The organism is Runella defluvii (assembly GCF_014195535.1).
Lineage (GTDB): Bacteria > Bacteroidota > Bacteroidia > Cytophagales > Spirosomataceae > Runella > Runella defluvii.
Genome location: NZ_JACIBY010000009.1, coordinates 162,987 through 175,371 on the forward strand (window position 1 = coordinate 162,987; position 12,385 = coordinate 175,371).

Below are 12,385 nucleotides of genomic sequence, written 5' to 3' on the forward strand. Positions count from 1 at the left end.
CCAAAACTTAGCTTTACAAGGTATGAAAAAAATTGTTACTTTCGGTCAAATCATGATGCGGTTATCACCGCCTGCTTTTGCTCGTTTTAGCCAAGCCCATCGTTTTGACATTACCTACGCTGGTGGAGAAGCCAACGTTGCGATTGCAACTGCCCAATGGGACGTTCAAGCCGTCCACGTGACCCGTTTTCCCAACAACGACATTGGGAAAGCTGCCATCATGTACCTGCGTAAATACGGCCTCGACACCTCCGAAATCCAGTTAGGTGGCGACCGCATGGGAATTTATTTCGTAGAAAATGGTGCCAACGCCCGAGCAAGCCAAGTGATTTATGACCGCCTCAATGACTCCTTTTGTACCCTTGAGGCTGATAGTTTTGATTGGGAACGAATTCTGACGGGTGCCGATTGGTTTCACTTCACGGGCATCACCCCTGCCCTGTCGGAAAGTGCTGCACAGGCCTGCTTAGAAGCGGTGCAAACCGCCCGAAAGTTGGGCGTTAAAATCTCGGCAGACGTAAACTACCGTAAAGGTCTATGGAATTGGGGCAAAACACCGCAGGATATTATGCCAGAATTGGTATCTTACTGTGACCTCATCGTCTGCGGCAATAGCAATGCCGATGATTTATTTGGGATTAAGCCCCTACCCGAGGATAAGAACAAGTGGGTGTCCACCTCAAAACAAATCATGGAAAAGTATCCCAACATTAAGCTGATCCTTGACACCAAACGAGATTCCATCAGTGCTTCCCACAACCAATTGAAGGGAAAAGCCTGGAATGGCGAGAAGTTTTACAAAACTACCACCTACGACATTCACCACATTGTGGATCGCATCGGAAGCGGTGATGCTTTTATCGCTGGCTTTTTGTATGGCTACGACTATTTTGACCAAAGTGTGCAGCACGCCCTTGAGTTTGCCACCTCGGCGGCTGCCCTCAAACATACCGTTGAAGGCGATTTTAACTTGGTTTCCATAGACGAAGTTGAACGGTTATCTTCGGGTGATAGCTCTGGGAAACTTTCTCGATAAGAGAAAATTTATATAAAATTTTACTTTATATATTGTTTTACAAAATATTATCTTTAGTTTCGTAGTTAGAAGAGTAAACCTCCTACAACTATGAAACTATTTTTTTTGTCGTCTATCTTCTTCGTTAGCTCGTTTGCGTATTCGCAAATAAAAATCATGACTTTCTCAGAAGCAGAAAGCAAGCACCTGAGTGTAAAGCAATTGGACAGCCTCTATCCTAGCCCCAAAAAGTTTTTTGATGGCGCGGCTGATTCGTATTTCAAATCGCAACAAGCGTTCTTGCTCAGTGTCAATGGTCAGGCAAGAAAAAATAGTACTAAAAAAGATAACGGCATTTTATGGGCACGTTTTTATGTTGGCAAGGAAGGTCATTTTGATTATTTTCTTTATAGTTTTGAAGGCAAAGTATCGGAAGAATCGAAAACGAAGGTATTGGATTCGCTCCGTGTCTATTTGGATAACTATCGTTTTCCCGTTAAAATCACGGCAGCGTACTCTTTTCACCAACTTATTAACATTGGGCTGATACGCCAGCTTCCCAAAGGCCGCAATGTCATTAGCACCCTCGATGACGCAATTGCTACCACCCGACCTGATACGGTTAAAATCCTTGCCCTCAATCAGCTTGAACTAACGGAAGTACCAGAGATAATTTATAAGTTTACCGAAATGAAGGAGCTTAATTTAGGCGGAAATGAGCTCAAGAATGCCAACATAGATTTAACTCGCCTACCCAAACTCAAACACCTCTGGCTCAATGCCAACCAATTGTCAAACAACAGCTTAACGCTCACGCCCAACAAAACACTCCGTATTTTAAATATCCAGAACAATCGTTTTACTGATGTTCCAGCGGCGGTTCAAGCCTGTAAAAAGCTTTCAAGTTTATGGTTGGGCTACAACAAACTTTCACAGCTAAACGACCAAAGTTTTCTGGGTTTGCGGCGCTTGCGCGACATCAATTTGTATTCGTGCGACCTCAACACGTTGCCGCAAGGCATCAACAAACTAAGAAGGCTAGAAGTGATTGACCTGTACCACAACAACCTTAAAGAATTGCCTTCGTCCATCGGAAGAATGCGGAGATTACAGCAATTGGCACTGTCAAATAACCAACTGACGCATCTACCCCAAAACCTTCGGAAGTTGAGACGCCTTCAGGCCCTGTATGCGCACCACAACAAACTCTCTAGTCTGCCCAGCAGCCTCAAAAGATTGAAGCGTTTGACCATTTTGGACCTCAATCACAATCAATTTAGTGTGTTACCAGGTTCCATTGGCGCTTTATCGGTCGTTGAAGAGATTGACGTGAGCTATAACAACCTTAGCGAACTCCCCACTCAAATGCCACAACTAAAACGACTCAAAAAGCTGTACCTCCGCGAAAATCCTGTCACTGAGGATCCTATGTTATTAAGTCGTTCAAAACCCATCATGGAAAATTTAACCCAAAACAAAACGGACGTTTCTTATTAAAGAATTTTGGGGAAAGTAGTTGCAAAAATCGAATCAAAAATTCATCTTTGCACTCCGATTTCGGATGTAGCTCATCGGACTGGCGTACCAGCTAGCTAGAGCGCTTGGCGAGGCGTCGCACCGATGGCATTTTTAAGGGGATGTAGCTCATCGGACTGGCGTACCAGCTGGCTAGAGCGCTTGGCGAAGCGTCGCACCGATAGCATTTTTAAGGGGATGTAGCTCAGCTGGCTAGAGCGCTTGCATGGCATGCAAGAGGTCGTGGGTTCGAATCCCATCTTCTCCACCTTCATTATCAAAGAGTTACGACCACAATCGTAACTCTTTTTTGTTTCTGCTCAAACATTGCCAAAACAAATTAGAATTGTTTTAGTGGATTCTTTAGCTTAAATTTTTCCATTTTGAGACTGCATTAAAACAAAAAATACCCCGTAAACAATGTACAGGGCACCTGTTGCGAAAGTATTTCAAAGTTATTACTTCCGTGCATTCACTTTTATAGGCTCTTTATGATATGAACATTCTTCTGGAAAGGCGTCATTTCATCCTCTACTCCACCACCACTTGCCCATTCATCAGCATTGGCAATAACCAATCTCGTAAAGTGGCAAGTTGTTGGTTTTCGAGTGTATTTATGTACACTTTATCGCTTAAATCTTTAAATATTGGCATAAATTGGTCTAATATTGATTTTGGTGGAATAACCATCTTATATTCCTTCAAATACTCTGTTTTTAAGTTTTTGAAAATACTGCCATTCCCTAAATTTAAAATATTAGGCCGTTCATTATCAAAATAGTGATACAAATATTCAATTGTTAAACCATCTTTATATTTATCTATGATAAGCCACCCATCATGCACACAAGACTCAATCTTTACAATTCGAGGAATTGCAGGTGATGCACTATTTGAAAGAATCAAGGTATTAGGTTTAAGAAACCTACTTTTTGAAACCCCTTCTTGTATAATAAACTGTTTGGTTGCTACGATAAATCTATTATTTGATTCTGTTGCATCTGAAATTTTTATCCAATTTACTCCTTCATCGCTCAAGTAATCATCAATCGGTCTTGGGGACGCTCCTCTTACAATGCTAACTACCTTATCTAATTTATCAACCTCCCACCCCTCAGGAATTTCCCTTTTTAACTCTTCATTCCAAACCATTGCTCCACCCGATGTTTTGTAGGGCTTGCCTTCTTCGTTGGGAAAATCAAACTGTACAAACCAATAATCATACAGCGTTTTTGCCATTGCTTCAAGTTCGGCATTGATGCGATTGTTGAGGGCTATTTTTTCGTTTAAAAGTAATAGAAAATCGCCTACGTTTTTTTGTGTTTTGTAATCAGGAAGATAAAGATGTAGGTATGAATAAATTTCTTCGTTTAAGCTCGCTCGCAATGTTAAAACGGCATTATTGGTCATCGTTTTTCTAAAAAAACGACTTCTCAGATAAAAACCCATATATTTTTCATAGGTAACATCATCTTGTAAAGGTCTTAATCTCTTAACAAATCCACTATATGTAGCATTTGGGTAATCTTTAAGAGCAACACAACTCATGCCTAATTCATCAATGGTTTCGCTTGTTCGAGTCAAGAAAATATCGCCTTTTTTTATCGAATAGGTTTCCTGTTCTTTTTCAGACGTATCCATTAAGTTAGTCAGTGAATCAGGAACAAAGTAATTATTAAAAACGTCACTAAAAGTGAGGAAAGGACTACCGTGCCCTGCTTGTTCAGGTTTTGACGAAATCCCTGAACTCATAGAATAAAGGTCACTGAATTTATGTTTTTTTAATTCACTCATCATTTTTCAAATTATTTTCAAACTCGGTTGCCCATTCGTTTAGTTTTTGTTGTAATAATTGCTTTTCTGGCAAATAGAGGCTATATTCTGCGGCGTAGATATTGGCATCTTTGGGCAAAGTAAGTTCTACCAAAGCATCGTTTTTTTGTTGGCAGAGCAATATACCGATGGTTGGTTTTTCGTAGTCTTGCTTTTCGTAACGGTCGTAGTAGTTTACGTACATCTGCATTTGTCCGAGGTCTTGGTGGGTAAGTTTACCAATCTTCAAATCTATCAGAACGAAGCATTGCAGCAGGCGGTTATAAAAAACCAAGTCCACCTTAAAGTGGCTTTCGTCAAAGGAAAACCGTACTTGTCGGCCCACAAAAGCAAAGCCTTTGCCGAGTTCGAGCATGAAGTATTGTAAGTTGTCGATGATACGGGTTTCTAATTGGCTTTCCGAATACTGATGTTCTTCTTTCAACCCCAAAAACTCCAACACATAGGGGTCTTTGAGTACGTCAAGGGTTGATGTTACGATTTGCCCTTTTTGACTCAGCAATTTTACGCCCTCTTTATCTCGGCTTAGCGCCAAGCGTTGATATAGGCTCGAATGGTATTGGCGTTCTAACTCTTTGATTTTCCAGTTGTTGTTGGTAGCTTCTATTTCGTAAAAGCTCCGCTCATCAGGATTTGGGATTCGCATCAGTACCAAGTAATGCGACCACGAGAGCGTAAAACGTACTTTCCCCAATTCAGCAGATTGCGTCTGCTGAATTGAATAGGCTTCATAAAATGCCCTCATTTGTCTCAAATTAACCTCCGAAAAACCTTTCCCAAACCTATCATTAAGTTTTTTTGCAAGGTCTTTGATAATGTATTTGCCATATTGAGCTTTTTGTTTGCCTTGCTGCTCGTCTTCCACAATCATTCTGCCTATTTCAAAATAGGTATGTACCATTGCCAAGTTTACGGCAGTAGCTACTTGCTTGCGGGCTTGCTCAATGAGCTGAGCCACTTTATCGTAGAGTATGTCATTGTTTTTGAGGTCGTTATTCAAATCGTAGCCCCTCCAAAGCCTTTTCTATTTGGACTTCCAAAGATTTTGACTCAGCAAACAGATTGCTCAAATTTGCCTTAAAATCATCCATCTTGGTTTTAAATTCTTCGGGCGTAATATCGGTATATTCAATTTTTACATCAAAATACTGCCCTGCACTAAACGAATAATTCTTTTCGGCAATTTGTTCGTAGCTCAACACCACCGAAAAATCCTCCACAGCCTCGTGGCGGTTGAAGGTATCAATGATGCGCTGTTCTTCTTCGGTCGAGAGTAGCGTTTTTTGATTTTTGCCCTCTTTTACGGTTGTGCCAAGTTTAGAGGCATCCATCAGTACAATATCACCTTTGGTATTGGCACAGTCCAGAAACAGTATCGAAACGTTTGTACCCGTAGTAGCAAAGATATTGCTGGGCATACTCACTACGCCACGCAGCATTTTCTGCTCCACCAATCGCTCCCGAATCTTACGTTCAATGCCGCTTTGAGCCGTAATAAAACCCGTAGGCACTACAATAGCAGCTCGTCCCTTGCTGGTAAGCGAATACATGATGTGCTGAATAAACAAGGGATAAATAGCCATTTTGTCTTTATCCTTGTTGGGGATATTGGCGACCCCCGCAAAAAAACGTTCGCTATTGTTGCTTGCTAGTAGGTCGGCATGGTATTCGCTAAAATCAAGTTTAAAAGGAGGATTCGAGACGATGTAGTCAAATTTCATCAATCTGTCGCCCTCTTTGTGGTAAGGAGCAAGAATCGTATTGCCTTGAATGATATTCGGAATAGAGTGAACGAGGTTATTCAGGATAAGATTAAGGCGCAGCATAGCCGTTGATTTCTGCGAAATATCCTGCGAATAAATCGTACAACGGTCTTCACCAATGGCATGAGCCAAATTCATCAGGAGCGTACCCGAACCCGCCGACGGGTCATAACAAGTGACGTTTTGTACGGGGGCATCAACCAAACAAGCTGCCATGATTTTGGCAACGGCATGAGGGGTATAATATTCGGCATATTTACCACCACCGTCTTTGTTATAATCTTTGATGAGGTACTCAAAAATGGTAGAGAAAAAATCGAACTTTTGTTCAAATATTCGCTCAAAGCTAAAATTAACCAACTGATTAACAATAGCTTTACAAAAATTATCTCGTTGCGAAGGGTCAGCCACAAACTGGCTCAGTTCGTCGAAAAGGGTGATTTTAGCCCCCGTTCCTGTCTTTACCGAAAATATTTCATTGTTGAAGATAGCAATGTCACGAAGGGTATCATCAAACGTTTTGGCAAACTCCTCGTTGTTTTGTTTTTCAAACAATGACGCTAAGAAATGCTCCCGTTTGAGTTTGGCGCTATCGGGGCTGAGCTGCAAGAGCAACATTTCGTAGTCGTCGTCGGAATATTCGTTTATTTTTACTTCCCACTTATCGGCGGTTTGCAAACTTGGGTCAATCTGTTTGACTTCGTAGCCAAACTTATCATTCATGAATTTATACAGAAAAACCTGCGTGATAATTTTAAATTCATTACCATCATTGCCTAAACCGTATGAGGTACAAATACTTTTGAGGTTGTCAATCAGGTCTTTAGTATTTGCTGTAAAATCTTGTACTACCATTTAGTTATTCCTTGATATTCGTTTAGATATTCTTTTACCACGCAAGCATTGATGTACTTGGCAGAATCGGGGGCTAATTTAACGTTTGTTTTCTGAAAACCCGTTATAATCATCTTCTGCATCTGTTGCTCAAAATATGACTCATTTTTCAACAATCGCTGATTAATAAGAACTACGTCATCGGCTTGTTGCTTTATATCAGTCAGTATTTCATGGATTTCTGACTCTCTTTTTGTGATGTTTCCCCGTTCAACCAACCGTTTGTGCAAGCGAGCAAATTTTACGTCATTTTGGTACTTGGCTTTGAGGAGATTGTTTTTTCGATTAAGCTCCGTTACTTTATCGTAAATCAACCGCAATGCCCCAATATTAGCCCTCATTTCTTCTTGAGACACTTCATCGAGGTTTTTCTTGCTAAACAAGCGTCGCAGTTCGTCGTAAAGCGACACAAATTCGGGGTCTCGTTGGTCAAAATTACTACCAAGTGCTTCGCGGGTTTTTCGCAAGGTATCTTTAAGCTGGTCTGCTAATACTAACTCGCTTTCAGAGCGCTTTCGAAACATGAAAAGCACGTTTTCGAGGGCGACATTGAGCAAATTAAGTGTTTCGGGACTGTTCATCAATGCCTCTCTATCGTTGAGCAATTGTAAGCGGTCGTTAGCAACTTTAAACAAATCATTGAATTTTTGGAAATCGGTCTTTTCCAAAAGGTCGAAGTGCCCCAAATGCCTGATAACATTGTATAATTCCCGCAACGTAGCAAGCGCTTTCTTAATCTCAAGTACTTTTTTACGGTCTTCAATTTCGGAGATTTGCCGCGAGAAGTACTCAGCATTTTTCAAATCAAAATGAAAGAGTTGCTCTTTTATATCCTTTATTTCGGACTCAATTTCTTCTTTTGACTTGAAGATGTTTGAGTATGTTTCCATTTCATCGCCCAACTCCTGCTGCAATTCATCGAAATACGCTCGGTTAGTGGCGTCAAATTCCTTGCTGATGTCGGCAAAATCCACCACATACCCGTATTGAAACTCTTTGTAGGGGCGATTTACTCGGGTAAGTGTTTGCAAAAGATTATGCTGCCGTACTACCCTACCCAAATAGAGTTTTTTGAGTCGTTTGGCATCAAAGCCTGTCAGCAACATATTGAACACAAAAAGAATATCAATCTTACCGTTTTTGAAATCTTCGACTTGTTGTTTCCTATCATCTTTTGAACCAGCATCGTGCAAAATCAACGCAGCAGACAATGGAGCATTATTTTTGTAGGCCATCATAGGCTCGGCAGCCATTGCAAAAGAGGCTTGTTGATGAAAAGAAACCGTTTGAGGGATGACGTACTTTGTAGTAAACAGTTCAAATAGTTTTTCAGCCTGTTCAGAACTATCACAAACCACCATCGCTCCGATCGTTTTATCTCCAAACTTGGTTCTACTTTCTGTAAAATCATGAACGATGTAGTCAAGCATTGGCTCCACAAAGCGTTCATGGGAATAGATAATTTTCTTATCCGTTTTTCCTTTCAACACCTCAATCTCTTTCATCGCTTCGACCAACTGAATCTTGTAAGTCGTTTCGATGTCTTCTCGAATGAGTTTTAGGGTATAACCATCTGCAATTGAGGAGTTATAGTAATATTTATGAAAATAATTTCCGAAGACAAATTTCGATTTACGGTCATCTGCAATCAAGGGAGTTCCAGTCAAGCCTATGATAACGGCATTTTTATCAGAGTTGGTTAAATTGGCTAAAAAACTACCCTTGGGGTCATAACTTCGGTGAACCTCGTCTAAAAAATACACCCTTTGAATATGGATATTGTACTCATTTGAGGAGAGAACAGTGGTATCTTCCTTGAATTTATGAATATTTACAACCGTGATTTCGCGTTGCCCCGTTTTGTTATGAATCGCCTGTTGCTTTTTAAAATCGGCAATAAGTTCTTCTTTGGAGTTAACCGTATGTACCACCAATCCCCTACTTTTGAACTCCTTACTTGCTTGAGTTAGTAAATCAAGCCTATCTACAATAAAATAAAACTTAGGCACAACACCTTTATGCTGGTAGTAATCGGTCAAAAAGTGGGTATTATAATACGCAAGTGCTGTTTTTCCGCTCCCCTGAGTATGCCATACAATTCCTTTTTTGACCCCTTGGTCTAGGTGTGCTTCGATGGCCTTGGTAGCAAAAATCTGTGGATAACGCATGATGTGCTTTTCAAGCCCCTTTTCTTCCTGTACATAAGCGATTCCAAATTTCAATAAGAACTTTAAGCGCTCCTTACTAAAAAGCGAGGTGATGACTCGGTTGGTAGGCGTACTAACCTCCTTGTTTGTAATAAACTCGGGGGAATATTTAATGGTAGATAAGTTGTTATCTTTCAAAACAAAATTTTCTAAGGCATCATCCTCTGGTTTAAGAAGCTGGGAAAGGTCTAGCGCTTGCTCTTCTCTAAAACAATTGAATATAGTGTCTTTTAATGAGGTAGTAGCATAAAACGCCCCTTGAATAGGTACAATAGACTCTTTATCATACTCCATATTGTTTGAGAAAACCAATAGTTGAGAGATATTGATAAATTTCCTAAATTTTTTGTTTCCAAAGCGCTCGTTGATTCTTTTTCGTTCGGCTAAAACACCTTCTCGGTTGTTAGGCTTTTTTACCTCAATAAAAGCCAGAGGCATACCATTTATTAGAAGTGTAATATCAGGTCGAAACTCATCTTCACCGTTCTTGCAAGTTAGCTCAGTAACAACGTGAAAGCTATTATTTTCAAAATTCTTAAAATCCAACAATTTTACTCCCGATGTAGCAGTAAGGAGTTTAAAAAATTCACACCCCAAGTCCTCATTATCAAGGGTTAGTGACACCTTTTCAAAGGTACGTTGGATTTCTTCTGGCTCAATCCCGTGATTTATTTTAGCAATACTCGTTGTAAAAATTTCGGTAAATATGTTAGTACTCTCATCTATCACTGATTGACTTAGTGACAAATAATTGTACCCCAAACGGCAGAGGTGAAGAATAGCAGGAATCTTGACACGAGTATTTTCATTGAATGACATAACCTGAGTAGTTAGAAATGGCTAATAAAACGCAAAGAAAGCGACATATTAGTCAAAAACAAACAATTAGTTACTGAGTATGTCAAAACACTTTTTATGAATCTATCACCCCAGTAGTTGCTGTAAAGTCTGAGCATCGGGCAATACATTTTTGAGGTGTTGGGGGAGTTCTTTACTGAGCTAATACACTGCTACGCCCATTGGGTTGGATATTTGCTGAAAGGCATACTCTACCGTTTTCTCGTTTTTTTCTTTGCACAGCACAATCCCGATGGCGGGGTTTTCGTCGGGTTGACGCTCGGTATCATTCAGCACATTGAGGTAAAAGTTGAGTTGACCTGCATCTTGTGGGCGAAATTTGCCTTTTTTGAGTTCAAATGCTACCGCTTCGGCGGACCGCAAACATTTCAAGATGCGGTTATAAAAAAGCAGGTCTATGAAAAACTCGTCTTCGTCAACGACCAATCGGTGCTGATTGCCAATAAACGAAAAGCCTTTGCCCATTTTCATTATAAATTCCTTGATACTATTCACGATTCCCTTCTCTACCACACGTTCATCATCGGTTTCGACCGCGCTGGCGGCCCAGATTGATGTAGTCGAGCAGGTATTCGTCTTTAAAAGCAAGCGTCGAGCTGTGTTGTAAGGCTTTGGGCAAGGTCTTATCAAAATTGTTTTGAATCGTTGCCCCTTGTTTTTGGTACAAATTGGCTTTGATTTGCCATTCGAGCATTTCAACCGTCCAATGGTTTTCGGCAGTTTTTTGTATGTAAAAAAGCCGTTCTTTCCAATCTTTGCATTTATTGAGCAGCAGAATATGTTGTGTAAAACCAATACCGAAAAATAGCTCAGGCGTAAGTCCTTCAAATTGGGCAGTTGATAACTGGCTAAATGCAATTGATTGACTATCAATATTTTTCAATTCTGCCGTTGATAACGGCAGAATTGAAAGCATAGAATATTCATTGGTCGTCGTTGTGCATGTTAAGAATTTCTCGGTTTGCTTCCAGTTTTGCCTTCTCGATAGCAATCGTGATTTCTTTGTAAAGAGGGTGGCGCTTTTTGGGTAGGTTATTAATGTCATCCCACAGTTCCTTTTTACAAGAAAAACCCAAAGAAACATAACTCGATTTCCTGGCTTTGGTGACACGAAGGTAAATAGGATACTCTCCAGATTGAAGTTGACGGCGAGTGTCAAGGTAAACATTTGTGGTGGCCATAGTGGTTTTTCTAAGGTAACTTATTCGACTCTGCTCAAACTAAGGCCACCGCACTATAACGCGTTGGTTTTCTACTTTTTAAGCCCTTATCCTACTCCTTTATACTGCCTTTTCGTTTGCAGTTACGCCAAAAGTATGCTCCGATAGCGCGAGTGCCCCCCAAACTTCCCCCCTTCTCCTGCCAACCACGTTCACCGAATAATAAATGCGTTAGAAAGTTGGCGTTTTGAATTAAAGTTTTGTTAATTGTACGAAAATTTTTTGTTGATTTAACCCAACAATGTGCTTAACGTAAATGAAGGCTTTCAACTTAGGCTAGCGGCTGAGTGTAAAGATATTACTTACCATTGCGAAATAGACGTCATACAACCGCCAACAAAAACTTATACGCGTTTGAAAACGATGGTGTGGCGTCTATCCACTCGTTATGCCTCACCCTAAAAGACGACACTACATAATATAAAAGATGACAGAACAGATTAAAATAAGACGAGAAAAGCAGGGCGACTTTAGAGAAGTTTTTGAACTTAATCATATTGCATTTGGACAGGACAACGAGGCAAAACTGGTTGACGCTTTAAGAATTAATCAGATAGCTTTTGTTCCAGAACTTTCAATTGTAGCAACTGACAACAATAAAATAGTTGGGCATATTTTGTTTTCCAAAATCAGTATAAAAGACGACAAAGGAAACTTGAACGAAAGTTTAGGACTTGCACCTATGGCTGTTAGACCTGAATATCAAAAATGTGGAATAGGTGGGCAACTAATCAGAAAAGGATTTGAAGTAGCAAAAGAATTGGGTTTCAAATCAGTAATCGTTTTGGGACACGAACATTATTATCCAAAATTCGGTTTTCAGCCAGCCGACAAATGGAAAATAAAAGCACCATTTGACGTTCCTTCAAATGTATTTATGGCAATTGAATTAGCGACTGATGGGCTTAAAAACATATCGGGGACAGTAGTCTATCCGAAAGAATTTGAAACAGTATGAGGCAACAAATCAGAACTAAAAAAGAAGAATAAAGACATAACACGGGTTTTACGTTAGGCGGGCTGAGGTGCAAACTTGGGGCCTTGTACTTCGAATAAACTTTACATTTATGCTTCGTAATC

Annotated in this window: 10 protein-coding genes and 1 tRNA gene; 4 read left to right on the plus strand and 7 right to left on the minus strand. The window is 40.2% G+C overall.

Annotation, left to right across the window (positions count from 1 at the left end; genetic code table 11):
• Positions 1-22 precede the first annotated feature (22 nt).
• The 3 genes from FHS57_RS20245 to FHS57_RS20255 all read left to right on the plus strand — a co-directional run bounded on the left by FHS57_RS20245 (position 23) and on the right by FHS57_RS20255 (position 2,798).
• Positions 23-1,036 (plus strand): sugar kinase, encoded by a 1,014-nt coding sequence (locus FHS57_RS20245; protein WP_183976878.1) that lies wholly within the window; start codon positions 23-25, stop codon positions 1,034-1,036.
• A 90-nt stretch (positions 1,037-1,126) separates the two neighbouring features.
• Entirely contained in the window at positions 1,127-2,512 is a 1,386-nt protein-coding gene (locus FHS57_RS20250) for a leucine-rich repeat domain-containing protein (RefSeq protein ID WP_183976880.1), read from the plus strand.
• Positions 2,513-2,724: 212 nt separating this feature from the next.
• Positions 2,725-2,798 (plus strand) — tRNA-Ala (locus FHS57_RS20255).
• A gap of 263 nt (positions 2,799-3,061) precedes the next feature.
• Here FHS57_RS20255 and FHS57_RS20260 read toward each other — a convergent pair.
• The 7 genes from FHS57_RS20260 to FHS57_RS20290 all read right to left on the minus strand — a co-directional run bounded on the left by FHS57_RS20260 (position 3,062) and on the right by FHS57_RS20290 (position 11,266).
• Positions 3,062-4,327, minus strand: coding sequence for a restriction endonuclease subunit S (locus FHS57_RS20260; RefSeq protein WP_221225680.1), 1,266 nt, complete (start codon positions 4,325-4,327; stop codon positions 3,062-3,064).
• Complete coding sequence (locus tag FHS57_RS20265; protein WP_183976882.1) at positions 4,317-5,363, minus strand: PDDEXK nuclease domain-containing protein; 1,047 nt, start codon at positions 5,361-5,363, stop codon at positions 4,317-4,319. The genes FHS57_RS20260 and FHS57_RS20265 overlap by 11 nt, the downstream gene beginning before the upstream one ends.
• Positions 5,356-6,981, minus strand: a complete 1,626-nt coding sequence (locus FHS57_RS20270; RefSeq protein WP_183976884.1) for an HsdM family class I SAM-dependent methyltransferase — start codon at positions 6,979-6,981, stop codon at positions 5,356-5,358. The genes FHS57_RS20265 and FHS57_RS20270 overlap by 8 nt, the downstream gene beginning before the upstream one ends.
• Positions 6,975-10,046 (minus strand): type I restriction endonuclease subunit R, encoded by a 3,072-nt coding sequence (locus tag FHS57_RS20275; protein ID WP_183976886.1) that lies wholly within the window; start codon positions 10,044-10,046, stop codon positions 6,975-6,977. Before FHS57_RS20275 ends, FHS57_RS20270 begins: the two co-directional genes overlap by 7 nt.
• Before the next feature lie 180 nt (positions 10,047-10,226).
• The gene (locus FHS57_RS20280) at positions 10,227-10,673 is read right to left on the minus strand and encodes a PDDEXK nuclease domain-containing protein (RefSeq protein ID WP_183976888.1); all 447 of its coding nucleotides are present in this window, start codon (positions 10,671-10,673) and stop codon (positions 10,227-10,229) included.
• Entirely contained in the window at positions 10,606-11,001 is a 396-nt protein-coding gene (locus tag FHS57_RS20285) for a DUF1016 N-terminal domain-containing protein (RefSeq protein ID WP_183976890.1), read from the minus strand. Before FHS57_RS20285 ends, FHS57_RS20280 begins: the two co-directional genes overlap by 68 nt.
• Before the next feature lie 7 nt (positions 11,002-11,008).
• Positions 11,009-11,266 (minus strand): Arm DNA-binding domain-containing protein, encoded by a 258-nt coding sequence (locus FHS57_RS20290; RefSeq protein ID WP_183976892.1) that lies wholly within the window; start codon positions 11,264-11,266, stop codon positions 11,009-11,011.
• A gap of 466 nt (positions 11,267-11,732) precedes the next feature.
• On the opposite strand from FHS57_RS20290, the gene FHS57_RS20295 reads away from it, so the two are divergent.
• Positions 11,733-12,263 (plus strand): GNAT family N-acetyltransferase, encoded by a 531-nt coding sequence (locus FHS57_RS20295; RefSeq protein WP_183976894.1) that lies wholly within the window; start codon positions 11,733-11,735, stop codon positions 12,261-12,263.
• The last annotated feature ends 122 nt before the right edge of the window (positions 12,264-12,385 follow it).